The sequence below is a fragment of the Thiohalorhabdus denitrificans genome, assembly GCF_001399755.1.
GTDB classification, from domain to species: Bacteria; Pseudomonadota; Gammaproteobacteria; order Thiohalorhabdales; family Thiohalorhabdaceae; genus Thiohalorhabdus; species Thiohalorhabdus denitrificans.
This window is the reverse complement of record NZ_LJCP01000010.1, coordinates 507,379-531,216: the sequence shown is the minus strand read 5'-3', so window position 1 is coordinate 531,216 and position 23,838 is coordinate 507,379. Positions and strand designations below refer to the sequence as shown.

The 23,838-nt window shown below is 70.4% G+C and carries 25 protein-coding genes and 1 tRNA gene; 13 read left to right on the top strand and 13 right to left on the bottom strand.

What is annotated here, in order from left to right:
• Positions 1-131 precede the first annotated feature (131 nt).
• On the top strand, positions 132-1,205 hold the full coding sequence (aroC, locus tag AN478_RS09130; RefSeq protein WP_054966295.1) for a chorismate synthase: 1,074 nt from the start codon (positions 132-134) through the stop codon (positions 1,203-1,205).
• Between the two features lie 51 nt (positions 1,206-1,256).
• Positions 1,257-2,450, top strand: coding sequence for an MFS transporter (locus AN478_RS09125; RefSeq protein ID WP_054966294.1), 1,194 nt, complete (start codon positions 1,257-1,259; stop codon positions 2,448-2,450).
• Positions 2,451-2,528: 78 nt separating this feature from the next.
• Here the strand turns inward: AN478_RS09125 and AN478_RS09120 are convergent, their stop codons facing one another.
• Entirely contained in the window at positions 2,529-3,053 is a 525-nt protein-coding gene (locus AN478_RS09120; protein WP_082432986.1) for a DUF2452 domain-containing protein, read from the bottom strand.
• A gap of 127 nt (positions 3,054-3,180) precedes the next feature.
• Between AN478_RS09120 and AN478_RS09115 the strand changes: the two genes are divergently transcribed.
• Positions 3,181-3,594: a c-type cytochrome gene (locus tag AN478_RS09115; RefSeq protein ID WP_054966293.1), complete on the top strand. Its 414-nt coding sequence runs from the start codon at positions 3,181-3,183 to the stop codon at positions 3,592-3,594.
• Here the strand turns inward: AN478_RS09115 and asd are convergent.
• Positions 3,591-4,487, bottom strand: coding sequence for an archaetidylserine decarboxylase (gene asd, locus AN478_RS09110; RefSeq protein WP_082433007.1), 897 nt, complete (start codon positions 4,485-4,487; stop codon positions 3,591-3,593). The two genes, AN478_RS09115 and asd, sit on opposite strands and share 4 nt — an antisense overlap.
• Positions 4,488-4,612: 125 nt before the next feature.
• On the opposite strand from asd, the gene AN478_RS09105 reads away from it, so the two are divergent.
• Positions 4,613-4,688: transfer RNA gene (locus tag AN478_RS09105), tRNA-Glu, on the top strand.
• A 259-nt stretch (positions 4,689-4,947) separates the two neighbouring features.
• Positions 4,948-5,226 carry a hypothetical protein gene (locus AN478_RS09100; RefSeq protein ID WP_054966292.1) on the top strand — a complete coding sequence of 93 codons (279 nt, stop codon included), beginning with the start codon at positions 4,948-4,950 and terminating at the stop codon, positions 5,224-5,226.
• A gap of 128 nt (positions 5,227-5,354) precedes the next feature.
• On the opposite strand, the gene AN478_RS09095 is transcribed toward AN478_RS09100, so the two are convergent.
• Positions 5,355-6,278 carry a histone deacetylase family protein gene (locus AN478_RS09095; protein WP_054966291.1) on the bottom strand — a complete coding sequence of 308 codons (924 nt, stop codon included), beginning with the start codon at positions 6,276-6,278 and terminating at the stop codon, positions 5,355-5,357.
• Positions 6,279-6,474: 196 nt separating this feature from the next.
• On the opposite strand from AN478_RS09095, the gene AN478_RS09090 reads away from it, so the two are divergent.
• Positions 6,475-9,153, top strand: coding sequence for a bifunctional acetate--CoA ligase family protein/GNAT family N-acetyltransferase (locus AN478_RS09090; protein WP_054966290.1), 2,679 nt, complete (start codon positions 6,475-6,477; stop codon positions 9,151-9,153).
• A 52-nt stretch (positions 9,154-9,205) separates the two neighbouring features.
• Here AN478_RS09090 and AN478_RS09085 read toward each other — a convergent pair whose 3' ends face one another.
• Entirely contained in the window at positions 9,206-9,727 is a 522-nt protein-coding gene (locus tag AN478_RS09085) for a GlcG/HbpS family heme-binding protein (protein ID WP_054966289.1), read from the bottom strand.
• A gap of 273 nt (positions 9,728-10,000) precedes the next feature.
• On the opposite strand from AN478_RS09085, the gene AN478_RS09080 reads away from it, so the two are divergent.
• A complete protein-coding gene (locus AN478_RS09080; RefSeq protein ID WP_054966288.1) occupies positions 10,001-10,279 on the top strand; it encodes a hypothetical protein in 279 nt (92 codons plus the stop codon).
• 7 nt (positions 10,280-10,286) lie between these two features.
• On the opposite strand, the gene AN478_RS09075 is transcribed toward AN478_RS09080, so the two are convergent.
• From AN478_RS09075 to AN478_RS09060, 4 genes are all read right to left on the bottom strand, one after another.
• The gene (locus tag AN478_RS09075; protein ID WP_074471208.1) at positions 10,287-10,775 is read right to left on the bottom strand and encodes a DUF192 domain-containing protein; all 489 of its coding nucleotides are present in this window, start codon (positions 10,773-10,775) and stop codon (positions 10,287-10,289) included.
• Complete coding sequence (locus tag AN478_RS09070) at positions 10,776-11,909, bottom strand: glycoside hydrolase family 3 protein (protein ID WP_231627368.1); 1,134 nt, start codon at positions 11,907-11,909, stop codon at positions 10,776-10,778.
• Positions 11,910-11,990: 81 nt separating this feature from the next.
• Positions 11,991-12,197, bottom strand: a complete 207-nt coding sequence (locus AN478_RS09065; RefSeq protein ID WP_054966286.1) for a hypothetical protein — start codon at positions 12,195-12,197, stop codon at positions 11,991-11,993.
• Between the two features lie 2 nt (positions 12,198-12,199).
• Positions 12,200-12,661, bottom strand: a complete 462-nt coding sequence (locus tag AN478_RS09060) for an NUDIX hydrolase (protein WP_231627367.1) — start codon at positions 12,659-12,661, stop codon at positions 12,200-12,202.
• Positions 12,662-12,803: 142 nt separating this feature from the next.
• Here AN478_RS09060 and AN478_RS09055 point away from each other — a divergent pair, with 142 nt between their 5' ends.
• From AN478_RS09055 to AN478_RS09045, 3 genes are all read left to right on the top strand, one after another.
• Entirely contained in the window at positions 12,804-13,193 is a 390-nt protein-coding gene (locus AN478_RS09055; protein ID WP_054966284.1) for a hypothetical protein, read from the top strand.
• Positions 13,194-13,331: 138 nt separating this feature from the next.
• Positions 13,332-14,399, top strand: coding sequence for an AI-2E family transporter (locus tag AN478_RS09050; protein WP_054966283.1), 1,068 nt, complete (start codon positions 13,332-13,334; stop codon positions 14,397-14,399).
• Positions 14,396-15,685: an FGGY-family carbohydrate kinase gene (locus AN478_RS09045; protein WP_054966282.1), complete on the top strand. Its 1,290-nt coding sequence runs from the start codon at positions 14,396-14,398 to the stop codon at positions 15,683-15,685. The genes AN478_RS09050 and AN478_RS09045 overlap by 4 nt, the downstream gene beginning before the upstream one ends.
• Here the strand turns inward: AN478_RS09045 and AN478_RS09040 are convergent.
• The 3 genes from AN478_RS09040 to moaA form a co-directional block, all read right to left on the bottom strand.
• A complete protein-coding gene (locus tag AN478_RS09040; protein ID WP_054966281.1) occupies positions 15,678-16,067 on the bottom strand; it encodes an antitoxin Xre/MbcA/ParS toxin-binding domain-containing protein in 390 nt (129 codons plus the stop codon). The two genes, AN478_RS09045 and AN478_RS09040, sit on opposite strands and share 8 nt — an antisense overlap.
• A 216-nt stretch (positions 16,068-16,283) precedes the next feature.
• A complete protein-coding gene (locus AN478_RS09035; RefSeq protein WP_054966280.1) occupies positions 16,284-16,901 on the bottom strand; it encodes an alpha/beta family hydrolase in 618 nt (205 codons plus the stop codon).
• 15 nt (positions 16,902-16,916) lie between these two features.
• Positions 16,917-17,924 (bottom strand): GTP 3',8-cyclase MoaA, encoded by a 1,008-nt coding sequence (moaA, locus tag AN478_RS09030; RefSeq protein WP_054966279.1) that lies wholly within the window; start codon positions 17,922-17,924, stop codon positions 16,917-16,919.
• A gap of 416 nt (positions 17,925-18,340) precedes the next feature.
• Between moaA and AN478_RS09025 the strand changes: the two genes are divergently transcribed.
• Complete coding sequence (locus AN478_RS09025; protein WP_143004044.1) at positions 18,341-18,625, top strand: hypothetical protein; 285 nt, start codon at positions 18,341-18,343, stop codon at positions 18,623-18,625.
• Here AN478_RS09025 and lexA read toward each other — a convergent pair.
• On the bottom strand, positions 18,616-19,218 hold the full coding sequence (gene lexA / locus AN478_RS09020) for a transcriptional repressor LexA (protein WP_054966277.1): 603 nt from the start codon (positions 19,216-19,218) through the stop codon (positions 18,616-18,618). The two genes, AN478_RS09025 and lexA, sit on opposite strands and share 10 nt — an antisense overlap.
• A gap of 140 nt (positions 19,219-19,358) precedes the next feature.
• Between lexA and AN478_RS09015 the strand changes: the two genes are divergently transcribed.
• A complete protein-coding gene (locus AN478_RS09015) occupies positions 19,359-21,746 on the top strand; it encodes a DEAD/DEAH box helicase (RefSeq protein ID WP_082433006.1) in 2,388 nt (795 codons plus the stop codon).
• Positions 21,743-22,972, top strand: a complete 1,230-nt coding sequence (locus tag AN478_RS09010) for a ribonuclease H-like domain-containing protein (protein WP_054966276.1) — start codon at positions 21,743-21,745, stop codon at positions 22,970-22,972. The genes AN478_RS09015 and AN478_RS09010 overlap by 4 nt, the downstream gene beginning before the upstream one ends.
• Before the next feature lie 33 nt (positions 22,973-23,005).
• Here the strand turns inward: AN478_RS09010 and AN478_RS09005 are convergent, their stop codons facing one another.
• Positions 23,006-23,755, bottom strand: coding sequence for an MBL fold metallo-hydrolase (locus AN478_RS09005; protein WP_054966275.1), 750 nt, complete (start codon positions 23,753-23,755; stop codon positions 23,006-23,008).
• Between the last annotated feature and the right edge of the window lie 83 nt (positions 23,756-23,838).

Here is a 23,838-nt window from a genome sequence, read left to right as displayed (position 1 = left end):
GCTTTCTCCTAGGTTTGGGGTGTCGGATGCGGGTTGCAGATGGTATTTAGACTCATTCTAAACCAGGCGGTGTATGGTAGCATGCCCCTTTTCCCCGGCCAAACGGCCGGGCGCCACTCGGGGAATCCGTAATGCCAGGAAACGCCTTCGGCGAGCTGTTCCGCGTCGCCACCTTCGGGGAAAGCCACGGCCCGGCCCTCGGTGCGGTGGTGGAGGGCTGTCCGCCCGGCCTGTCCCTGGACGCCGCGGACATCCAGCGCGACCTGGATCGGCGCCGTCCCGGGCAGTCCCGCTACACCACCCAGCGGCGGGAGGCCGACGAGGTGGAGATCCTGTCCGGGGTCTTCGAGGGGGAGACCACGGGCACCCCCATCGGCCTGCTGATCCGCAACACGGATCAGCGCAGCAAGGACTACTCCGAGATCAAGGACAAATTCCGTCCCGGCCACGCGGATTATACCTATTGGAAGAAGTACGGGCGACGGGACTACCGGGGCGGAGGGCGTGCCTCGGCCCGGGAGACCGCCATGCGGGTGGCTGCCGGGGCCATCGCCCGCAAGTTCTTGTCCGACCGCCTGGGGGTTACCGTCCGCGCCTGTCTGGAGGCCATGGGCGAGGTGCGCCTGGAGCGGCGCGACTGGTCGGCGGTCCACGACAACGCCTTCTTCAGCCCGGATCCGGAGCGGGTGCCGGAGCTGGAGGCGGCGCTCAACGCCGTCCGCAAGGAGGGGGACTCCATCGGCGCCCAGATTTACGTGGAGGCCCTCGGCCTGCCGGCGGGACTCGGCGAGCCCGTCTTCGACCGGCTGGAAGCGGACTGGGCCAGGGCGCTCATGGGCATCAACGCGGTGAAGGGGGTGGCCGTGGGCGACGGGTTCGACGTGGTGAGCCAGCGGGGCTCGGTGCACGGCGACGAGATGGACGCCACCGGGTTCCTGTCCAACCACGCCGGCGGGGTGTTGGGCGGAATCTCCACCGGCCAGCCCCTGACCGCCCGGGTGGCCATCAAGCCGACCTCCAGCATCCAGGTGCCTCGCCGGAGCCTGGATGTCCACGGCAACGAGGTGGAGGTGGTGACCAAGGGCCGTCACGACCCCTGCGTGGGCATCCGCGCCGTGCCCATCGTCGAGGCCATGACCACCCTGACCCTCATGGACCATTTCCTGCGCGACCGGGCCCAGAACGGCGAGCGCGGCGACGGGTAACCGCGGGACATTCTCCACGGAGTATCCTGTCCCCATTCGAAGGAGCCACCCTTGGAGGCCGATTCCGGAACCGCAGAAGGTAACGGGTTAAGTCGCGACCTGGCCTTCCGCTTCGGCGGCTTCTACTTCGTCTATTTCGCCACCCTCGGCGCCATCCTTCCGTACTGGAGCCTCTACCTGGAATCCCTGGGCATGGTCGCCTTCCAGATCGGGGTGCTGGTGGGGGCCATTCAGATCACCAAAATCTTCGCCCCCAACGTGTGGGGGCCCCTCGCCGATCGCACGGGCCGCCGGCTGACGGTGGCCCGCTTCACCGCCCTCGGTACCCTTCTGGCCTTCCTGCCGCTCTACGGCCTGGACACCTTCTGGGCCATGCTGCCCGTGGTGGCCCTGTTCGCCTTCTTCCATGCCGGCCCCCTGCCCCTGGTGGAAGGGGCCGTGTGGGACGTGGTCCGCAGCCGGGGGATCCATTACGGGCGCCTGCGCTTGTGGGGCTCGCTGGGCTTCATCCTCACGGCGGTGGCTCTGGGGCCGCTTTTGGATTCCCTGGGCTACGTGCGGCTGCTGGACTTCATGAACGCCCTGCTGCTGGGTATCCTGGCCTTCACCTTCCTGGTCCCCGAGCCGGGGGTGGCGGCGGGGAACGGGGCCGGCGGGGGTTCCCTGCTGGAGACCTTACGCCGGAGGCGGGTCTGGGGCTTCTTCGCCACCACCTTCCTCATGCAGGCCAGCCACGGCGCCTACTATGGGTTCTTCTCCATCTTCATGAGCGCCCACGGCTATTCCGGCCTGGCCATCGGCCTGCTGTGGGGGCTGGGGGTGCTGGCGGAGGTGGTGGTGTTCCTGTACACGGACCAGCTCGTCCGCCGCTTCGGGGTGCGCTTCATCCTGGCGGCCAGCCTGGTTCTGGCGGCCCTGCGCTGGATGGTGATCGGCAGCACCACCGCCCTGGGGTGGCTCCTGGCCGCGCAGGTGCTCCATGCCGCCACCTTCGCCACCTTCCATGCCGCGGCCGCCCACCACACCCACGAGCTGTTCCCCGGCAGCCAGCGGTCGTCGGGCTTTGCCCTCTATTCCAGCCTGGCCTTCGGCTTCGGCGGCGGGGTGGGCTCCCTGCTTTCGGGCACTTTGTGGGACTGGATCGGGGGAGGGGCCACCTTCTGGGTGGCCGGCGGCCTGGCGGCCCTGGGAGTGGCGGTCATGGGCCTGACCCGGGTGGCGGCACCGACGCGGTCCTCGGTCTAGGACCGGGGTGGCGTAGGGCTGGGCGGCCGCGTCGGGCCTGGAAGGGAGGGGTGGGGAAGGGAGCCCGCGGCGGGCGGGTCAGTCCAGGCCGCGGCTCTCCAGGAGCTTGTTGACCAGCGCCTGGGTGTCGTCGGGCTCGTCGATCTTGTCCGCGGGGGTCCAGGAGTAGTCCGGCTCCAGGCGGTAGGAGCCGCGGAAGGTGTCCGGCGGATTGCCGTTCCAGTCCTCCTCCGAGAGCATGGAGAAGTACAGCGTACCATCCTCTTTTTCATAGAGATGGTATATTTTCCCCGGCTGGCGCTGGAAGTTGCACTGGGCCTTGTGCAGCTCCATGTCCTCCTGGGCGCTGTTCATGATCTCCTCGGCCTCGGCCTGGAGCGCCTTGATCTGGTCGGCAATAACTTTTAGCTTGCCGCTCACGCGGGTATTCACCATCTGGTCGGCCTTCTCGATCTCCTGGGCCGTGTCCACGAGATTGAAGGCCGGCGCGCCGCGCTCCACGGGGTAGGGAGAGCTATGGTCGGGGCCCTGATGAATTTCCCCCTTGTCCTGGGGAGTCTTTTGGGCGTTGTCTTCTCGGGAGTTCTTCGGGTCGTCGGCCATTTGATCCTCGATAAAAGGCATCTTAAAGTTAATAGGGTAGCCTTTCGCGCGAAGGCCCTTCAACCTTGGGCCGGCGCATCCACTCGGCGTTTCGCCGCTGGCTAGCCCGCAACCAGGAGCCGAATCTATGGATGAGCGGTCCCGTCGTGCCCGAACGCTGCTGGGCACGTTCTTTTTACCGGCCGCCCTTATGCTTGCCGGAGGTTTCTCGCCGGAGATCCGGGCCCAATCCACGGCGGAGGCCGCCAAGGGCCAGAAGATTTTTTTCAAGGTGTGCGTGCAGTGTCACACCCTGAAGGAGAAGAGCCAGGCCTCCGGGCCGGGCCTGGGCGGGGTCCTGAACCGGGTCCCCTCCGAGGAATGGCTCTTGAAGTGGCTGGAGGATCCGGAGGCCATGGTGGATTCCGGTGACGCCTACGCCCAGTCCATAGCCGATGACTATCCCCTGGACATGCCCAAGCTGGAGGTCATGCAGAAGGAATCCAACCGGGAGGCGATTGTCACCTTCCTGAAGGAGGTTCCGGACGCGCCCGAGAACTAGCCTTGTGTCTCTCCGGGGGGATGCCAGCCCAGGCAGCTCCCGGTTAGCACCCGCTGTCCCGGGGTCAGGTCCTCCCTCCAGCGGGCCCGGGTGGGTCCGAAGAGGACGATGACCGTGGACCCCAGGTTGAACCAGCCCAATTCCTCCCCCTTCGCCAACCGGATGGCCTCCTCCCCATCTTCCGGATAGTGCCAGCGCCGGATCTCCCTCCGGGTAGGCGGGGTGACGGTGCCTGCCCAGACGGTGCCGATGGTGGCCACCAGCATGGCGCCTACCAGGACCACGGCCATAGGGCCCGCGTCCGTGTCGAACCGGGCCACCACTCGCTCGTTGCGGGCGAACAGGTTCGGGACGTGGGCGGTGGTGGCGGGGTTCACGCTGAAGGCCCGCCCCGGGATGTGGACCATCTCCCGCAGGGTGCCGTCCCTGGGCATGTGGACCCGGTGGTAGTCCCGCGGGGCCAGATAGACGGTCAGGAAGCTTCCCCCCGTGAAGGGGGCGGCCAGATCCTCCGATCCTCCCAGCAGTTCCGGCACGCCGAATGCTGCGTCCTTGGCACGCACCGACCGCTCCTCCGCGAGGTGCCCGAGCTCGCTTACGGTCCCATCGGCCGGGCTGGCGATGCTGTCCGGTTCCGGGCAGAGGGGGCGCGCCCCCGGCTTCAGGGGTCGGGTGAAGAAGGCCTGGAAGTCGGGGTAGCCCTCCGGATCCGGTTCCGCGGCTTCCTCCAGATCCACCCCGTAACGGCGCAGGAACCAGCGGATGAGCGGCCGTCGCACCCAGGGGTGCCGCCGGCGGGTGAGGACGCCCAGCAGGCGGGAGAGGGCATGGTGGGGAAGGGGGTACTGGGCCCAGGCGCCGAGCCGGGCCAGGGCGTTCTTGAAAACGGGCATGCCGAGCGAGGTCTCCAAGCGTTCATGGGCCCCAAAGGATAGCCGGAATGCGGGTGCCAGGATACCCGGCCGGGGCATTGACCCTCCCGGTCCGATTTGCTTAAATACAGCCTTCATTTCGCCGCGTCCCCATCGTCTAGCGGTCCAGGACATCGGCCTTTCACGCCGAAGACGGGGGTTCGAGTCCCCCTGGGGACGCCATATGCGACGACGCCCCGCGGGGCGTCGGTTGGCTGCTCGCGAAAAGCCCGGCGGGGAACCGCCGGGCTTTTCGCGTTTTTGCGGACGTTCCTTCCATCGAGGGCCCCAGGGCCCGTTCCTGTCCCGGCCGCTTCGGCACCCATTCCCCGCGCGGGTTCCTCCGTCCCCCTGTTATCCTCGACGGAAGTCCATGACCGATCCCCCCTGGGCGTGCGTCTCACGGGGGTCCCCACCTGCCCTCCCATGCAAGGAGGCGTTCATGCGCATCACCGGCGACGAGCTGGAACGAGCCCGGGCAGCCACCGAGAATCTGCTGGAGGAGCTGGGGGTGGAGGCCTACCTGTTCCAGGTGGAGCCCCGGGACGGCCACTGGGAGGTGGGCGTGGAGTGCGCGGTTCGCCAAGGCTGGCAGCGGACCGTGCTGCGGGCGGGGCGCGAGCGGCTCCTGGAATCGTGGGAGCAGGGAGAGATCCGGGACGCCCTCCTGGAGGAGTGGGGGAGGGAGCTGGAGGACTGCCGCAAGGAGGGCGGCGGCTAGGCGAAGGTGCCTGAAAATCTCTTTCCCGCTTGGTGGCCGTGGGCCGTGGGGGAGGGGCTGCCAGCCGCCACACGCCGGGACGGGCTGTTCCGTTCCGGTCGCTGATCGCTCCCACAGGTACCCCCGGCTCAGGCGGGTCCGAGCAGGCCCCGGATCACCTCGGTCACGCACCGGCCCAGCACCCGGGGCACGTATCCGCCCTCCAGCACCAGCGCGGTGGGTGGCGGGCCGTCCGCGGCGGAGGCCGCGCGGCACGCCCGGACCAGCCAGGCATAGTCCCGCTCCAAAAGACGCAGGTCGGAGAGGTCCTCCTCCGCGTGTCCGTCGAATCCCGCCGAGAAAAGCAACAGGTCGGGTCGAAAGCCCTCCAGGGCCGGGAGGAGCCGGTCCTGGGCAACGGCGCGCAGGTCCGTGCCCGTGGCGCGCGGGGCCAGGGGTAGGCGGAGGGCGTTTCCCGGCCCCGTTCCGGTGGGTGCGCCGAAGCCCCCGTCCTGGTACAGGGACAGGAAGAGGAGTCCTGGCACTTCCGCCACCAGGGACTCGGTGCCGTCCCCGTGGTGGGCGTCGAAGTCCACGATGGCGACCCGTTCGGCGCCTTGGTGAATTCGGGCGTGTTGTGCCGCCAGGACCGCATGGTTCAGCAGGCAGAACCCCCGGGCGGAGGAGCCCCCGGCGTGGTGGCCCGGGGGTCGGGTGAGGGCGAAGGCGGCCTCCGCCTCGCCCTGCAGGGTGAGCTCCATGGCGCGCAGGGCGGCCCCCGCCGCGCCCCGCGCCGCCGCCAGGGAGCCGGGGGCCAGCAGGGTGTCCACGTCCAGGGGCTGCCAGCCCTCCACCGGCAGGCTGTGCTCCAGGCGGGCCAGGTAGTCGGCGGCGTGTACGGCGGTGATCTGGTCGTCGGAGGCCGCGGGGGCCTCCACCCCCCGCAGAAGCGGTTCCAGGCCGGAGGCGATCAGCTGGTCGCTGATGGCGTCCAGCCGGGCGGGCTGGTCGGGGTAGAGCGGGGGCAGGACGTATTCCGCGCAGGCGGGGTGCGTCACCAGGGCTACGGTCATGGGGGCTCCGCGTGGGGCTGGCACCTTACACCGCCAGGGCCGCCGGGTGAACCCGGACCGTGGCGGTGGGTCCCGGGGACGCCCGAATAAGGTGCCCCGGTCATCCCCCCATGTGCGTCATCTTTTCAAGGCCCCCTTCTGGGAGGCAAGTTGAAAGGGCAGAGCCCCCTCCGGCATCCCGCACGAGGTCCCGCCCATGCGCCCCCATTACCTGGATAAGCTCTTCGCCCCCGAGTCCGTGGCCGTGTTCGGGGCCAGCGAGAAGACCGGCTCGGTGGGCGGGCAGGTGCTGCGCAACCTTCTGGCGGCGGGGTTCCCCGGCTCGCTCTACGCAGTGAACCCCAAATACGATGCGGTGATGGACCAGCCGTGCTTCGAGCGGCTCGGCGATATCGGCCAGCGAGTGGACATGGCCGTGGTGGCCACGCCCGCGGAGACGGTGCCCGGCATCGTCCGGGAGTGCGGGGAGCATGGCGTCGAAGTGGCGGTGGTCATGTCCGCCGGCTTCGGCGAGGCGGGAGCCAAAGGCCGGCGCCTGGAGCGGGACCTGGAGGAATACGCCCGCTACTACGGCATCCGCGTGCTGGGGCCCAACTGCCTCGGGGTGATCCGCCCCGGCCGGGGGGTGAACGCCACCTTCAGCAACAACAGCGCCGAGCCGGGCAATCTGGCCCTGGTCTCCCAGTCCGGGGCCCTGTGCACCGCCATCCTCGATTGGGCCCGCCCCCATCAGGTGGGATTCTCCGCCATGGTCTCCCTGGGCGACGCCGCCGACGTGGACTTCGGCGACGTCCTCGACTACCTCGCCCTGGACGCCCAGACCTCCAGCATCCTCCTCTACGTGGAGGGGATCCACAACGCCCGCGGCTTCGTGAGCGGGCTGCGGAGCGCGGCGCGGCTGAAGCCGGTGATCGTGGTCAAGGCGGGGCGCCACGCCGCGGGATCGCGGGCCGCCATGTCCCACACCGGCGCCCTGGTGGGCGGCGACGACGTGTTCGATTCGGCCCTCGGCCGGGCGGGGGCGGTGCGCGCCCGGACCATCGATCAGCTCTTCGCGGCCGCCCAGATGCTGGCCGAGCGCCCCAAGGTGGGCGGCAGCCGGCTGGGCATCGTCACCAACGCCGGCGGGCCCGGGGTGCTGGCCACGGACCGGGCCATCGATGTGGGCGTGGACGTTCCGGAGCTCGCCGAAGGCACCGTGGAGCGGCTCAACCAGCGCCTCCCGGAGCACTGGTCCGGGGGCAATCCCCTGGATATCCTCGGTGACGCCAGCCCGGAGCGCTACGGCGAGGCCCTGTCCGCCTGCCTCGCCGACCGCAACCTGGACGGCGTGCTGGCCATGCTCACTCCCCAGGCCATGACCCGTCCCCGCGAGGCCGCCGATGCGGTGGTGGAGGCCCACCGGGCGAGCGACAAGCCGGTGCTGGCGTGCTGGATGGGCGAGGAACAGGTGGCCCCCGGCTGGCAGCGTTTCCGGGAGGCCCAGGTGCCCTACTTCGGCAGTCCGGAGGCGGCGGTGGAGGCCTTCTCCTACCTGGCCACCCATCGGCGCAACCAGGAGCAGCTCTTGCAGGTGCCGGGGCCACGCTCCTTCCGCTCCGAGCCGGATCCGGAGGGGGCGCGGCTGATTATCGAGGGGGCCCTGGCGGAACACCGGGAGGTGCTCTCGGAGATGGAGTCCAAGGCGGTGCTGACTGCCTTCGGGGTGCCGGTGCTGCCGTCGGTGGAGGTCACCTCCGCCAACCAGGCCCTGGTGATGGCCGAGTCCATCGGTTTCCCGGTGGCCATGAAGATCAACTCCCCCGATATCAGTCACAAGTCGGACGTGGGCGGGGTCCGGCTCAACATCGGCAACGCCCAGGCGGTGCGCCACGCCTACAACGAGCTGCTGGAGGAGGTGGCGAGGCAGCTCCCCGAGGCCCGCCTGCACGGGGTGGTGCTGGAGCGCATGTACACCCACCCCCACCGTCGCGAGCTCCTGGTGGGGGTGCTGCGGGACCCCGTCTTCGGTCCGGTGGTGAGTTTCGGGGCCGGGGGCACGGCGGTGGAAATCATGCGCGACCGGGCCGTGGCCCTGCCGCCCCTGAACAGCTTCCTGGCCCGCCGCCTGGTGGAGGAGACCCGGATCTCCCGCCTGCTGGACGCCTACCGCAACCTGCATGCGGCCGACCGCACCGCCCTGGAGAGCACCCTGCTGGGGGTCTCCGAGCTGGTCTGCGAGCTGCCCCACATCCAGGAGCTCGACATCAATCCGCTCATGGCGGATCCGGAAGGGGTCTGGGCGGTGGACGCCCGCGTCCGCGTCAAGGCCCCCACGCCCACCCTCGAGCCCTACGGCCACATGGCCATCCACCCCTATCCCTCGGAGCTGGGAGGGCACTTCCAGCTGGCGGATGGCACGGAGATCGTCATCCGTCCCATCCGCCCCGAGGACGCCGAGATCGAGCAGGAGTTCGTCCGCAACCTCTCGGAGGAGTCCAAGTACTACCGCTTCATGCGCACCCTGCACGAGCTTACCCAGGAGATGCTGGTGCGCTTCACCCAGATCGACTACGACCGGGAGATGGCCTTCGTCGCCGTGACCAAGCGGGGCGGGCGGGAGGTGGAGCTGGGGGTGGCCCGCTACACCGTCAATCCGGACGGGGAGAGCTGCGAGTTTGCCATCGTGGTGGCCGACGAATGGCGGCGGCAGGGGCTCGGTAGCCGGCTGGCGCAGATCCTGATGGAGACCGCCAAGGAGCGGGGCCTCAAGGTCATGGAAGGGGAGATGCTGTCCAACAACACGGAGATGCGCGCCCTCGCCGAACGCCTGCATTTCACCGTGCGGCCCAGCGACCAGGATCCGGGCATCCTGGTTCTGCGTAAGGAGCTGTAAAAAAACCAGGGCCCCGTACCGGGGGCCCTGTTCGGCACCGGTTCCGGTGGCCCTACATGCCGCCGAACTGCAGGCGGTCGGCCACGCCGTCCAGGGCCGACTGGGCGCATTCCTCGTCGATGTCCCCGCCCGGCGCGCCGCTGACGGACACGGCCCCGATCAGGGAGCCCTGGCTCTCGATGGGCAGGGCGCCTTCCATGGTCAGCACCTCGCCGAGGTGGTTCAGGTCCGCGGCGATGTCCGAACGGTTCTCGCGCACCTGGGCGCTGGAGGTCCCGGAGAGGATAACCGCCCCGGCCTTCTGCCGGGCGATGTCCATGGTCATGCGGGGGGCGTAGACGTCCCGAAGGAGGGCCTGCATGTCGCCACCCCGGTCTACCACCACCGCCGAGACCTGGTAGCCCTTGTCCCGGCAGGCCTCCACCGCGCCCTGGGCGATATCCCGCGCCAGTTCCATGGACATCCGCTTCACGCTTACCACATCCTGCTCCTGGGCCGGAGCATGGCCGGGGAACAGGAGCAGGGCGGCGGCCATGCCGGTGAGTGCGGCCTTCCAGCGGTTCCTTGTCTCCATGGGACTTCTCCTAGGTTGGTTGGGTTGGCTGCCATGGGGCTTGAACAGGCCGTGAGGGTGCCGAACAATCAAGGGATATCCGGCCTCTTCGCCCTGCCATTTGGCGGTGAGGACATCCGGTAGGAGGGGATACCATTGCGGAGATCCCCTTTCAAGGAGCCCCAGTACTATCATCGGCGAGTTCCCGGCTAGCCAGGCCGCAGGCTCGCCCCGGGCGGTAGGAACACCCATCCGGACCGGATCCCCGGTCCAATCCTGACGGAGGGAACGGCCATGGCCGTGGCAGGCGATGCGAGGCCGGATCTGGAGAAGGCCCGGAGGGATCCCCTGGCGGTATTCGCCACGCCGGAGGAAATCCGGGACCATCCCGCCCTGGACCGCGCCGAGAAGGTGGAGCTCCTGCGCCGCTGGGAATACGACGGCCGCGGGCTGGAGACCGCCGAGGGCGAGGGCATGCTCGGCGGGGAAACGGACTGCCTCGAGCGGGTGGAGGCGGCGCTGCTGGCCCTGACCGAGGAGGAGCCGCCCGGCGACCAGCAAGAGGAAGGCTAGGGAGGCCTCAGGGGCGCCCCATCACCAGGGCGTCTTCGCGCCAGGGTAGGAGGTCCGCCGGGATGCGCAGCCGGATGCGGTCTCCCCGCTCGATACCCCGCTCCTCGAACCAGCCCTGATTGGCCTCCAGGGCCAGCCGGGCGGGCCCGCGGGAGCGGTAGTGGATGTCCTCGCGCAGGGGGGCCATCCGCTCGATGTTGAGGACGCGGCCCCCGTCGCCGAGGAAGGCAATGGACAGGGGGAGGGGGGTGTTCTTCATCCAGAAGGCGCGGTGGTCCGCCTCCGGCCACACGAAGAGCATGCCCCGGTCCGCCGCCAGGCGGCTGCGCCCCATGAGGCCCCGGCGCCGGTCCCCGGGGGTGGCGGCGATCTCCGCCTCCAAACGCTCTCCGGCCACGGTGACCTCCACCCTATCGCCGGCCCCTTCACCGCCGGCGGCGGCCGCGTGGGCCAGCAGGCAGACCGTCAGGCAGACCGCTCCCAGGATGCCTCGCATTCAGCCCTCCTTTTCCCGGCTCGGGTGGATGGTGCCCAGGCGCTCCTTGAGAGCCCGGATGCGCCGATAGGAGCGGTCGATGCGCTCCTCACTGACCCGCCCCGTGCGGACCAGGTCCCGGATGATGCCGTGGACCCGCCCAGCGATATCCGGCTCGTAGATCAGGTTGTTGCCGAACAGCAGGATGTCAGCGTCCGCTTCCAGGGCCCGGCGGACCACGGTGCGCAGGTCGTGATGCTCCCGGATCGCCCCCATCTGCAGGTCGTCGAGGATGACCACCCCCTCGAAGCCCAGCTCTTCCCGGAGCAGGCCGTGGATGATCCGGCGCGACAGGGAGGCCGGCCAATCCGGGTCGAGCCCGCGGTGCATGAGGTGGCCCACCATGACCGTGTCCACCAGCCCCCGGGCGAGCAGCCGGCGGTAGGGGGTCAGCTCCGCCTGGGCCCAGGTCTGCGTGATGTCCACCAACCCCCGGTGGGTATCGCCTCGGGCGCTGCCGTGGCCGGGGAAATGCTTGACCGAGGTCAGTACGCCGGCGCCCCGGTGAGCGCGGACCACCGTGGCGGCGTGGCGGGATACCGGGCCGGGCTCCGCCCCGAAGCTGCGCCCCAGGCCGGCGATGACGGGGCTGTCCGGGTTGCGCGCCAGGTCCAGCACCGGCACTAGGTTGAGGTTCAGCCCCAGACGGTGCAGCTGCCCCGCCGTCTCCCGGGCGGCCCGCCGGGTCGCCTCCGTCCCGGCGGCGGCTAGCTCGGCGGGGGAGGGGGCCGCCGTGAAGCCGCGCTCCGGGGGCAGGCGGCTCACCCGGCCGCCTTCCTGGTCCACGGCGATCAGCAGGGGGCGGTCGGCGGCCTCTTGGAGCCGGGCGGTGAGCCGCCGCACCTGGCCGGGACTGCGCACATTGCGCCGTTCCGAGCCCGAGGCCACGTCCCGGTCGAACAGGATCACCCCGCCGATGTGCCGTTGGCGGATATCCTCCAGGATGGGGTGCTCCGGCCCCGGTAGCGTGCCGCGGAATCCCACCATGAGCATCTGGCCGATGCGGACATCCAGGCTTGGGCCGGCCGGTTGCGCTCCCGCCGGCGCCGCGGCGGAAGAAAGGGCGGCCCCCAGCCCTAGGACCAGGGCCGCCAAGCCGCTACCGGAGGGCTTCCGGGGGCGAGGGGCCGGCCGGGGGCTGGCGGGAAGCGAGGGCATGGGGTTGGGCCTCCCCCGTCAGGAGGACGGGTCCCCGGAGCGGCCGCTTCCGGGCGGGCGGGTGCGGCTGCCGGCCTCCAGGGCGAGGTTGGTGCGCAGGGTGCTCACCTGGGCCAGCGCCTTGTTCCGGTAACGGTCCGTGATCTCGGAGTCACCCTCCCCGAGGGCGGCAAGCCGCTCCACCGTCTCCCGCAGCACCTCGTCCAGCTCGTTCAGGGTCGCCATCCTCATTCTCCGTCGCGGTCGGGGTGGTGCGCAGGGTCCATGGCCGCCTGGTCCGCCGCGGGTCGGCGGAGTTCCCGGCTGCGCCGCAACAGCTCCCCCACTCCCGGCGAAAGGGGCTCCGGAAGCGCACGGGGAGCGAACCAGTCCGCCGCCAGGGCGTCGTCCCCGGCCCGGGGGATCCCCTCCCGGTAGTCCAGACGGACCGCGATCAATGCGTAATGGTAGCGCAGGTTCCCCGCCTCGTCGCGGTCGTGGACATCCACGGCCCCGAAGGCCTCCCGGGGCAGGGCATCCACCCCCGTCTCCTCCCGGAGCTCCCGGCGCGCCGCCTCCAGGATCGTCTCGCCCCATTCCAGGCGGCCGCCGGGAAATCCCCAGTATCCGGGCTGGGGAGGATCCCGGCGCTGCACGAGCAGGACCCGATCCTCCTTCCAGACCACCGCCAGCACCCCCGGTCGGGGCACGGGATCTTCTTTTCGCGCCGACGTTGTTTTTCGGTTCATTTCCTGCCTATAGTGCGGGAAAGGGCGGGTGTGCCCCGGAATTCCCCGAACCGGAATAGGGGCGGCCCGTAAACATACGAAGGGGGGGTTGTGGAGATGAGCCATGTCCAGGGAACCCACCCTCCTTGCATATTTCATACTGTCCGTCCTCCCGGCCTCAGAAGTTGCGGCCGCCGCCGAATTCAGGGAGAAGCCCGAGAACCCCGATGCGGCCCGGGCTTTTGATTTCCTACTGGATACGGACTTCAGCAAGCAGTGCGATTTGAGCACCAGCCCCCTGGAGGAGAACCTGTCCCAGCTCTTCGAAAGAAGCTATATGGGGCTGGAGTTCGAGCGCTGGGAGGTGGCGGAGCGCGGTGACGGGGCGTACCTCCTTACCCTCCACTATATCGATGGCAGGTCGGGACCGACCACGGCGCGCTGGGAGGTGCGCCCCGGCCCCGAGGAGGCCCGGTGGGAGGGCGAGAGCGCCGAGGTGCTAAGCTGCTTCTGAGCCCGCTCCGGTTTGTCCGGCCCAGCCGGTATCCGGGAACACCGTTGCACGGTTAGCGCCGCACGGGGGTCCCCCCCGCCGGGGAGGTCGCGGTACGATGCCGCCCCCATTTCGGCGTTCAACCACCCGGAGCCACGGATGACCGACACCCAGAAGTGGCTGCTCCTGGCGGGAGCGGCCGGAGCCGGCTGGTTGCTCTACCTGCTGGCGCCTGTCCTTACTCCCTTTCTGGTGGCCGCCCTGCTGGCCTACCTCGGCGACCCCCTGGTGGATCGCTTCGAGGCGCGGGGCATCCCCCGCACCGCGGCGGTGGGGGCGGTCTTCCTGGTGTTGCTGGCCGCGCTTTTGGCGCTGTTCCTGCTCCTGATTCCCCTGCTGGACAATCAGATCCGGGCCCTGATCCGGCAGCTGCCCCACTACCTCGGCTGGCTCCAGGGCACCCTTTTCCCCTTTCTCGCCGCGAATCTGGGCCTGGAGGCCGACGGCGCCTCCCTGGAGGCCCTCAAGGAGTCCCTCAAGAGGCACTGGCAGGAGGCGGGAGGCCTGGCGGCCGCCCTGGCGGGTACCGTGTCCCGCTCGGGCATGGCCATGGTGGGCTGGGCGGCCAACCTGGTCCTCATTCCGGTGGTGACCTTCTACCTGCTGCGCGACTGGGACCGGCTGGTGGCGGGGCTCCACGACCTGCTGCCCCGCTCCCGGGTGGAGACGGTCTCGCGACTGGTGTGGGAATCGGACGATGTGCTCGCCGGGTTTCTGCGCGGGCAGTTCCTGGTCATGCTGGCCCTGGGCCTGGTCTACTCGGTGGGCCTCTGGATCGCGGGCCTGCACCTGGCCTTCCTGGTGGGCCTGATTGCCGGTCTGGTGAGCTTCGTCCCCTATCTGGGCTTCATCCTGGGGGTGATCCTGGCGGGGGCGGCCATGATGGTGCAGACGGGCGCCCCCCTCGACCTGGTCTGGGTGCTGGCGGTGTTCCTGGTGGGGCAGGTCCTGGAGAGCGTGGTGCTGCAGCCCCTCCTGGTGGGGGACCGCATTGGTCTGCACCCCGTGGCCGTGATCTTCGCGGTCCTGGCCGGGGGGCAGCTGTTCGGCTTCGTGGGGGTGCTGCTGTCGCTGCCGGTGGCGGCGGTCCTCGCCGTGTTCGTGCGCCACGCCCACGAGCGCTACCTGGACAGCCGGCTTTACCAGCAGGGGGCGGGCGAGGAATGACGAACCGGAAACCGCGCGCCCTGTACCTGGGCGCCGATGTGGGTACCTCCGGCGTCCGGGTGTGCGCCCTCGACGGGCAGGGGAGGCTTCGCGGCCAGGAGGTGGCGGAGCTGCCGACGGGAGTGGGCGGGGATGGCCGCCACGAGCAGGAACCGGAGTCGTGGTGGGAGGCGCTGATGGAGGCCACCGCGAGGCTGGCCGCGGGCCTGCCGGATGCGCCGGTCCGGGGGCTGGCGCTGGATTCCACCTCCGGGACCCTGCTGCTGGCCGACCGCGGCGGCCGACCCCTGGGACCGGCGATCATGTACGACGACCGCCGGGCCACGGCGGAGGCGGAGGCCATCGCCCGCGCCGCGCCGGCGGAAAGCGGCGCCCACGGGGCGAGCAGCAGCCTGGCCAAGCTCCTCCACCGCCTCGGTCGGGGCGAGGGGGGGACGGCCGTCCACGCCCTGCACGCGGCCGACTGGTTGACGGGGCGCCTCACCGGCGACTACGGGGTGAGCGACGAGAACAACGCCCTGAAGCTGGGCTATGACCCCGTGCGCCGGGGCTGGCCCGATTGGGTGCAGGAGCTCGTGCCCGGGGAATTGCTCCCGGAGGTGGTGGCCCCGGGGACCCGGGTGGGGAGCCTGGCCGCCGATCCGGCGGCCCGCATGGGCCTCGCTAGGGGGATCCCGGTCCTGGCGGGCACCACGGACAGCATCGCCGGGTTCCTGGCCACTGGGGCCGGCGCGGTGGGGGAGGCGGTAACCTCGCTGGGATCCACCCTTGCCCTCAAGGTGGTGGCGGAGCGTCCCGTCTTCGCCCCGGAGCACGGGGTGTACAGCCACCGGCTCGGCGACCGCTGGCTGGCCGGCGGGGCCTCCAACAGCGGCGGAGCGGTGCTGCGGCAATTCTTTACGGACGCCGAGCTGGAGGCGCTGACCCCCCGCCTCCGTCCCGATCGGCCCACCGGCCTAGACTACCTGCCCCTGCCGGAGACCGGGGAGCGCTTTCCGGACAACGACCCGGAGCTGGCGCCCCGCTTGGAGCCCCGCCCCGAGGACCCTGCGGAATTCCTGCAGGGCCTTCTGGAGGGGATCGCCGCCATCGAGGCGCGGGGCTACCGCCGGCTCGCCGAGCTGGGCGCGCCCCATCCGCGCTCCGTGCGGACGGTGGGCGGCGGGGCCGCCAATCCCGCCTGGACCCGGATCCGGGCCGGGCTGCTGGGTGTGGCCATGGAGGAGGCGGAGCACGGCGAGGCGGCCTGCGGGACGGCCCGTCTCGCCGCCGGCTGGGTCAGCTGAGGGAGGGGGCCTCGTCGAGGTGCTCCAGGACTCGGCGGATGCCGGGAATGCCGTCCTCCACCATCACATCCAGGGGCCGCCGGCCCTCCAGGCCCTCCTCCGGGGTCACCACCCAGGTATAGACCCGCGGGTCGTCGGCGGGGAAGCGGTCCGCCAGGCGCTGATTGATGGCCAGCAGGGCGCTGGCCCGGCCCAGGATCTCGGGCTCCTCGGGTAGGGGCGCTCCCTTCCGGAACCGCTCCAGCTGCTTCTTCTCCCGCCGCGGCAGGCCGAGCAGGGCGGTCTGTTGCGGATCCTCCAGCCCCCAGCGCTTGAACAGCGTGGTTACGTTGTAGGCCAGGTAGCTCCGCTCGGTTGGCTCCGAGGCCGGCGGGGCGGACATACCCCCTCCTTATAAGGCAGTTAAAAAATACAACTTACCACGCGGGCAGCAGTCGCGTCCTCCGGCGGGGGCCCGGTTCTTCGGCATCGTGGAGCCCAGGGGATTCCCTCCCCGATCCCCGCCTTGGGGCAGAGCTCTTTGCGGGAGCGACCACAGGTCGCGGCTGGTAGCCGCTCCTACAGGACTCCTTTCGGGTTGGAAAGGCCATACGGCGCCCTAACAGAGGCGGGCTCGCAGGAAGGCATCCACGGCCGCCACGGCCTCGGCCAGGTTCTGCTCGGCGGTCCGGCCGGAGCGCTTGCGGGGCGCCAGGTCGTGGTTGCCGTCCTCGGTCCAGTGGACCTGGATGGCCGGCGACAGGGGGTAGCCCGCCACCTCCTCGGGCTTGCCGAAGGGATCCCGGGTGCCCTGCACGATGAGTGCTGGGGTGGCCAGGGCGCCGAGGTGGTCGATGCGGGTGCGCTCGGGCTTGCCGGGGGGGTGGAAGGGGTAGCCAAGGCATACCAACCCAGCCACTCCCGCCTCGTCCGCCACCAGGCTGGCCATGCGCCCGCCCATGGACTTGCCCCCGATTACCAGCCTCTCGGGGCCGAGCTCCTCGATCACCGCCCGCCAGGTGTCCAGGAGGACGGGCTGGCGGTCGGGAGGGCGCTTCTTGCCGTCCTCCCGCCGCCGGACCATGTAGGGGAACTCGAATCGCGCCACCCGCCAGCCGCGCTCCCCCAGGGAGCGGGCCACCGCGTCCATGAACGCAGTGTCCATGGGCGCGCCGGCGCCGTGGGCGAGGGCCAGGGTGAGCGGGGCGGACTCGGGCCCGTCGAGGAGGTAGGACATGGCTCCGGAGACCGCCTATCCGCCGATGTGGGACATTTCCACCTTGGGCCGGGCAGCGGTCTCCTCGGTGCGCAGCTCGGAATAGCGGTCCGCGCGGCCGGACCACAGGGCCTTCAGGAACTCCCCGATCTCCCCATCCGGGGCCCCGCCGCGCAGGAGGGCGCGGAGGTCGTGGCCCTGCCCGCCGAACAGGCAGGTATACAGCTCGCCCTGGGCGGAGAGCCGGACGCGGCTGCAGGTGCTGCAGAAGGGCTCGGTCACCGAGGAGATGATGCCCACCTCGCCGGCGCCGTCGGCGAAGCGGTAGCGGCTGGCCACCTCGCCGGGGTAGTTGGGGTCCAGCGGCTCAAGGGGCCATTCCGCGTCCAGGGTGTCGCGGATCTGGGCGGCGGTGACCACGTCGTCCATGCGCCAGCCGTTGCTGTTGCCCACGTCCATGAATTCGATGAAGCGCAGGATGTGGCCCGTGTCCCGGAAATGGCGGGCCATGGGGAGGATCTGGTCCTCGTTCATGCCGCGCTTGACCACCATGTTCACCTTGACGGGCCCCAGACCGGCCTCGGCGGCGGCCTGGATGCCCTCCAGCACCCGCTCCACGGGGTAGCCCACGTCGTTGATGCGGCGGAACACCGCATCGTCGATGGCGTCCAGGCTCACCGTGATGCGGTTCAGGCCCGCGTCCCGCAGGGCCTCCGCCTTGCCGGGCAGCAGGGTGGCGTTGGTGGTCAGGGTGATGTCCTCAATGCCCTCCACCGCGGCGAGCATGCCCACCAGCTCCTCCATGTCGTGGCGGACCAGCGGCTCGCCACCGGTGATGCGAAGCTTGTTTACGCCCAGGCCGGCGAACACCCGGGCCAGCCGCGCGATCTCCTCGAAGGAGAGGATCTCGGCCCGGGGCAGGAAGGTGTGATCGGAGCCGAACATCTCCTTGGGCATGCAGTAGACGCACCGGAAATTGCAGCGGTCGGTGACGGAGATGCGCAGGTCCCGAAGCGGGCGATGGAGGGCGTCGCGGGTGGTCATGGCGGTCGGGTTCCGTTGCAGGGGCGAAGTCCGAAAGGGGCGGCGGCCGAATACCCGAGGGACATTCTCAGCCATTTCAGACGATTTTAACCCTAGTGCAGGCGGGCATCGGCGTCAAACTACCCCGTCGGGTAGGGAATGCCCGTGCCCCCTGAAAAGAGGGGCGCTCCCGAGGCCTCAGGATGTCGCTGCAGGAAGACATCAGGGAAAACCCTGTATGTGGCGGCCGGGAATGGGGAAACGGGCCCGGGGGAGGCGGCCGGACAGAACCGGGCAGGGCGAGCGTCGGGAAAAGGAGACGAAACTTGCGGGGCGGAAAAGGTAACCCCCGGCCCCAAAACGGGAATCGGAACTGGCGCGCTCCTTGCAATCAAGGGCCGCCAAGACGTCCTACCCATGCCATTGGAGGACTTACGATGTGGAGTTTCCTTTTGCCCGGCCCTCTCGCCCGCTCGGAGTCCCTGCGTGCCTTCGCGGTGGCGGGATTCTCCGCCTTCTTCCTGTTCGCCGCGGTGGCCATGGGGGGCATGGCGTTCTTCGAGATGGCGCGCGGGGTCTACGGACTGCTCGCCGCGGCCATGCACGGCGGCGAATCCGTCACCGCCTTTATCCAGGGCCTGAACACCGCGGTCATTGCCATGGCCGCCTACGATCGGGCCGCCTCCTGGCGCTCCCCCCTGGCTCCGCCTGCTCAGAAGTAGCGCCGCATCTGGCTGACCACCACCCCCTGGATCTCCACCTGCTCGGGGGCGTATTCCTGCGGGGCGTGGTCGGCGTTGGCGGGGTGGAGGATCACCCGGTCCGGCCGCTGCTCGATGCGTTTTAGAGTGGCCTCCTCGCCATTGATCAGGGCCACCACCAGCTCGCCGTTGTCGGCACGGTCGCGCTGCTCCACCACCACCCAGTCGCCGTCGAAGATGCCCTCGTCGATCATGGAGTCGCCGTCCACCTCCAGCACGTAGCACGGCCGGTCGCGCCGTAGCTGGGTGGGGACCTCGAAGGTCTCCGGTTGGGGCAGGGCGGCGATGGGCTGGCCGGCGGCGATCCGGCCCAGGAGCGGCAGCTCGTCGTCGTTGTCGCTCTCGACGGGGATCAGGCGCACGCCCCGCTTCTTGCCGTCCATGGGCTCCACCAGCCCCGCATCCACCAGGGCTTGGATGTGACGGTGCAGGGAGCCCCGCGAGCGCATGCCGAGGGCCCGAGCCAGCTCGTCCAGGCTGGGCGGCGGCTCGTCGGCGTGGGCCTGAAGGTACTCGTAGATCTCGCGTTGCCGACGGGTCAGCGGGATGTCCATGGCGCTTGTCCCTGGATGGGTTTGTCGGCTAGTATCGCATACGGAGAACATATAGAGAACACCTCGTGAGCCAAAGCCTGGACAACCGCCCCCTGGACGTCGCCGACGCCGACCCTGTGGCTCGGCTCGCCGAGCGCCTCATGGCCAAATACCGTGGCCGCATTACCGGCCAGCGGGTCATCCCCGCTCGCGAGGGCGACTACGCCGATTTCCCCGGCGAGCTGGACCCCCGCCTGGCGGCAGCCCTGCGCGCCCGGGGCGTGACCCGGCTGTACAGCCACCAGCGGGCGGCCTGGGACCGGGTGCGCGCCGGCCAGCATACCGTGGTGGTGACGCCCACGGCCTCGGGCAAGACCCTGTGCTACAACCTGCCCGTGCTCCAGGACGTGCTCACCGTGGAGGCCAAGGCCCTCTACCTGTTCCCCACCAAGGCCCTGTCCCAGGACCAGGTGGCCGAGCTGACCGAGCTGAACCAGGTCGGCGAGCTGGGCGTGCGCGCCTTCACCTTCGACGGCGATACGCCGGGGGACGCCCGCAAGGCGGTGCGCACCCGCGGCGACATCGTCGTCTCCAACCCCGACATGCTCCACCAGGGTGTGCTGCCGCACCACACCAAATGGGCGCAGTTCTTCGAGAACCTGCGCTACGTGGTCATCGACGAGACCCACACCTACCGCGGCGTGTTCGGCGCCCACATGGCCAACGTCCTGCGCCGACTTCGGAGGATCTGCCGCTTCTACGGCACCAACCCGGTGTTCATCCTCTCCTCGGCCACCATCGCCAACCCGCAGGAGCTGGCGGAGCAGCTCGTGGAGGACGAGGTGGCGGCCATCACCGAAAGCGGTGCACCCGCCGGGGAGAAGCACCTGCTGCTGTGGAACCCGCCGGTGGTCAACGCCGACCTGGGCCTGCGCGCTTCGGCGCGCTCCCAGGCCACCCGCATCGTGCGCACCGCCGTGCGCGCCGGTCTGAAGAGCATCCTGTTCGCCCGCTCGCGGCTCATGGTGGAGGTGCTCACCAAGTACCTGAAGGAGGTTTTCGACAGCGACCCGCGCAAACCGGAGAAGGTGGCGGCCTACCGCGGCGGCTATCTGCCCACGGAGCGCCGGGCCACCGAGAAGCGGCTGCGGGAGGGCGACATCCACTGCGTGGTGGCCACCTCCGCCCTGGAGCTGGGCGTGGACATCGGCGCCCTGGATGTGGCGGTGCTGAACGGCTACCCCGGCACCATCGCCGCCACCTGGCAGCGCCTGGGCCGGGCGGGGCGGCGGGAGCGGGCCGCCCTGGGGGTGGTGGTGGCCTCCAGTCTGCCCCTGGACCAGTACGTCATCCGCAATCCCGACTTCTTCCTGGGCGCCTCGCCCGAGCACGCCCGCATCGACCCCGACCAGCTCCTGATCCTGCTCGACCACGTGCGCTGCGCCGCCTTCGAGCTGCCTTTCCGGGAGGGCGAGTCCTTCGGCGGTGAGGACCTCGGCGAGATGCTGGCCTACCTGGCGGAGGAGGGCATCGTCCACGGCGAGGGCGACCGCTGGCACTGGGTTGCGGACAGCTACCCGGCCAACAGCGTCAGCCTGCGCTCGGTGGCGGAGGGCAACTTCGTGGTGGTGGACGTCACGGACGGCGGCCAGACCATCGTCGCCGAGGTGGACTACGCCAGCGCCCCCATGACCATCTACGAGGGCGCCATCTACATGATCCAGGCCCAGCCCTACCAGGTGGAGACCCTGGACTGGGAGGGACGCAAGGCCTTCGTGCGCCGGACCAAGGCGGACTACTACACTGACGCCATCGACTACATCCGCCTGAAGATCCTGGAGGCCTTCGAGCGGGCGGGGCAGGGCAGCGGCGAGGCCGCCAACGGCGAGGTCCACCTGGTGCGGCGCATCGCCGGCTACAAGAAGATCCGCTACTACACCCACGAGAACATCGGCTTCGGCGACATCAGCCTGCCGGATCAGGAGATGCACACCACCGCCGTGTGGTGGCAGCTCGGCGCCGGCGTCCTGGAGGCCAACTTCCCCAGCCGCCAGCAGGCCCTGGACGGCTTCCTGGGCGCCGCCTACGCCCTGCACCACGTGGCGGCCCTGCGCGCCATGTGCGAGCCGGGCGACCTGGGCCGGGCGGTGGGCGACGGCGACGCCGAGTGGTTCGCCACCGTGGGCGCGAGCGGCCGCGGCCAGATCAAGCACTTCGACGGCAGCGAGGCTGCCCCCGGCTCAGTTTCGCCGGAAACAAAAGACCTCGGGGCGACGCGAAGCGGCGATCCGGAGGCCCAGGGCCGCTTCGTGCCCGCCCTGTTCCTCTACGACAACTACCCCGGCGGCGTGGGCCTGTCCGCGCCGCTGTACGACCAGCGCCAGGCGGTGGTGACCCAGGCCCGCGAGCTGGTGGCGGCCTGCGACTGCGCCCACGGCTGTCCCGCCTGCCTGGGGCCCATCCTGGCCTCCGATGCCGAGCGGGGCTTCTCGCCCAAGGGGGCGGCGGCGCGTGTGTTGGAGTTGCTGGGCGGAGGGGCGGAGCCGTGAGCCGCCTGAAGGGCCGCCTCGCCGACCTGCGGCGGCAGACCGGCCAGCGGCCGGATTGCCCTGCGCCGGATGCCGGCGCGGAGCCCGCCGGCCCCAGCCTGGCCGAGCGGGTGCAGCGCGTCGGCGGCGCCCGTCGCCCGCCCCGGGAGGACCTGGGCCCCGAGGATCTGGCCGAGCGCATCGGCGCCGAGTCCCTGGCCGAGGGGGTGCTGGTGCGCGACCGGCGTCTGCCCCTGGCCGAGGGCTATGAGGGTGCGGAGCTTGCCAATGCCGAACGGGCCCCGGAAGCATTGCCGGAGGCGGCCGGCCTGGCGCCGGAGCGGGCGGTGTTCCTGGACACGGAGACCACCGGCCTGGCCGGCGGCACCGGCACGGTGGCCTTCCTGGTGGGGTTGGCCCGCATCCAGGGGGACGCCCTGGCCCAGCGCCAGCTCCTGCTCACCCGCTTCGGCGGCGAGGCGGCCCTGCTGGCGGCGGTGGCCGATTGGGTGGGCGAGGGGGACCACCTGGTCACCTTCAACGGCAAGCGCTTCGATGTGCCCCTGCTCACCACCCGCTGCCGTATGAGCGGCCGCCCTGACCCCCTGGCCGGGCGCGACCACCTGGACCTGCTCTACCCCTTCCGCCGGCTGTTCGGCCGCCGTTTCCCCGACTGCCGCCTGGCCACCGCCGAGGAGCGGCTGCTCGGCGTGAGCCGGCCCGACGACCTGCCCGGAGCCGAGGCGCCCCAGGCCTGGTTCGACTTCCTCCAGGCCGGCGACGCGGGGCGCCTGCCGGCGGTGGTGCGCCACAACGAGCGCGACCTGATGGCCCTGTCCGCCCTGGTGCCCGTGCTGGACCGCATCCACGCCGAGCCCGCGCCGTGGGGCGGCGATGTGCTGGGCGCAGCCCGGGCCCATTTCCGGTGTGGGCAGGAGGCGCGGGCCCGGGAGGTGCTGGCGGCCAACCGGGAGCACCTCGACGCCGAGGGCCTGCGCGAGCTGGCGCGGCTTTACCGCCGCCGGGAGGAATGGCCGGCGGCGCTGGCGATCTGGGAGGCCCTGGCGGTGCGGGGCTGCCGGGATTCCCGGGAGCGCCTGGCCAAGTACTGGGAGCATATCGCCCGCGATGCGGGGAAGGCGCTGGGTTGGGCGGCGCCGTTGGCGGGGACCCCGGAAGGGGACCGACGGCTGGCGCGGCTGCGGGCGAAACGGACGGGCCATCCCCCGGGCGCCCCCGAGGGATAGGGCGGAAGGAACCGGGGGGGTGTCCTCCGGGGGTCAGCCCTGCGGGCTATGCTCCATGTCCCCGCAATACTCCCGCAGATGCGCCGGAATGTCCGGCGGACACTCCCCGCATCCCTGGTTGCCGGGGACGGCGTGATCGATGAATTTGGGGTAGGCTAGGTTGAGGTTGTTCATGATCTCCAGGAACTCCGCCTCGCTCTTGCCCTGGCCAAGACGCGGGTTGCGGCCCTTCTCCTGCCCGATGGTGGATACCCACCGGCCGTGGTAGTCGTGGCCGGGGTGGACCAAAGTGTCATCGGCCAACGTGAACAGCTTGTCGTGGATGCTGTGGTAGAGGGTGGAGGCGTCGCCGTTCTGGAAGTCCGTGCGCCCGCAGCCGTCGATCAGCAGGGCGTCCCCGGTCAGCGCCCGTTCCCCCACCACGTAGGCCATATGGTTATCCGTGTGCCCTGGGGTGTGCAGGGCCTCCACGCGGATGTCCTCCACCACCAGGGGATGGTCCTCGTCGACGCCCACCTCGGTGCAGGGCAGGCCGTCCAGGGACGGCCCGGCGATGCGGCTGCCCGCCTCCTGCTGGAGCATGCGGGCCGAGGTGATGTGGTCGGCGTGCACATGGGTCTCCAGGGTGTACGCCAGCCGGAGGCCCAGGTCCCGGATAACCTCCAGGTCCCGCTGCCAGGTGGGCAGTACCGGGTCCACCAGAACGGCCCGCCCCGTTTCCTGGCTGCCGAGCAGGTAGGTGTAGGTGCTGGATATATCCTCGAAGAGCTGACGGAAGATCATGGCGCGTCCTTGCGATGATTGCGGGTCCATATAGTGGGGCCGTTACCAGGCCCTTTCCGTTCCCGGGCAACAGGAGGCGAAGG

Bases quoted from the DNA above. Each gene is read 5' to 3' on its own strand.
- aroC (WP_054966295.1), top strand. From the start codon at position 132: ATGCCAGGAAACGCCTTCGGCGAGCTGTTCCGCGTCGCCACCTTCGGG.
- AN478_RS09120 (WP_082432986.1), bottom strand. From the start codon at position 3,053: ATGGCCGACGACCCGAAGAACTCCCGAGAAGACAACGCCCAAAAGACT.
- AN478_RS09115 (WP_054966293.1), top strand. From the start codon at position 3,181: ATGGATGAGCGGTCCCGTCGTGCCCGAACGCTGCTGGGCACGTTCTTT.
- asd (WP_082433007.1), bottom strand. From the start codon at position 4,487: ATGCCCGTTTTCAAGAACGCCCTGGCCCGGCTCGGCGCCTGGGCCCAG.
- AN478_RS09100 (WP_054966292.1), top strand. From the start codon at position 4,948: ATGCGCATCACCGGCGACGAGCTGGAACGAGCCCGGGCAGCCACCGAG.
- AN478_RS09095 (WP_054966291.1), bottom strand. From the start codon at position 6,278: ATGACCGTAGCCCTGGTGACGCACCCCGCCTGCGCGGAATACGTCCTG.
- AN478_RS09090 (WP_054966290.1), top strand. From the start codon at position 6,475: ATGCGCCCCCATTACCTGGATAAGCTCTTCGCCCCCGAGTCCGTGGCC.
- AN478_RS09085 (WP_054966289.1), bottom strand. From the start codon at position 9,727: ATGGAGACAAGGAACCGCTGGAAGGCCGCACTCACCGGCATGGCCGCC.
- AN478_RS09080 (WP_054966288.1), top strand. From the start codon at position 10,001: ATGGCCGTGGCAGGCGATGCGAGGCCGGATCTGGAGAAGGCCCGGAGG.
- AN478_RS09075 (WP_074471208.1), bottom strand. From the start codon at position 10,775: ATGCGAGGCATCCTGGGAGCGGTCTGCCTGACGGTCTGCCTGCTGGCC.
- AN478_RS09065 (WP_054966286.1), bottom strand. From the start codon at position 12,197: ATGGCGACCCTGAACGAGCTGGACGAGGTGCTGCGGGAGACGGTGGAG.
- AN478_RS09055 (WP_054966284.1), top strand. From the start codon at position 12,804: ATGTCCAGGGAACCCACCCTCCTTGCATATTTCATACTGTCCGTCCTC.
- AN478_RS09050 (WP_054966283.1), top strand. From the start codon at position 13,332: ATGACCGACACCCAGAAGTGGCTGCTCCTGGCGGGAGCGGCCGGAGCC.
- AN478_RS09045 (WP_054966282.1), top strand. From the start codon at position 14,396: ATGACGAACCGGAAACCGCGCGCCCTGTACCTGGGCGCCGATGTGGGT.
- AN478_RS09040 (WP_054966281.1), bottom strand. From the start codon at position 16,067: ATGTCCGCCCCGCCGGCCTCGGAGCCAACCGAGCGGAGCTACCTGGCC.
- AN478_RS09035 (WP_054966280.1), bottom strand. From the start codon at position 16,901: ATGTCCTACCTCCTCGACGGGCCCGAGTCCGCCCCGCTCACCCTGGCC.
- moaA (WP_054966279.1), bottom strand. From the start codon at position 17,924: ATGACCACCCGCGACGCCCTCCATCGCCCGCTTCGGGACCTGCGCATC.
- AN478_RS09025 (WP_143004044.1), top strand. From the start codon at position 18,341: ATGTGGAGTTTCCTTTTGCCCGGCCCTCTCGCCCGCTCGGAGTCCCTG.
- lexA (WP_054966277.1), bottom strand. From the start codon at position 19,218: ATGGACATCCCGCTGACCCGTCGGCAACGCGAGATCTACGAGTACCTT.
- AN478_RS09015 (WP_082433006.1), top strand. From the start codon at position 19,359: ATGGCCAAATACCGTGGCCGCATTACCGGCCAGCGGGTCATCCCCGCT.
- AN478_RS09005 (WP_054966275.1), bottom strand. From the start codon at position 23,755: ATGATCTTCCGTCAGCTCTTCGAGGATATATCCAGCACCTACACCTAC.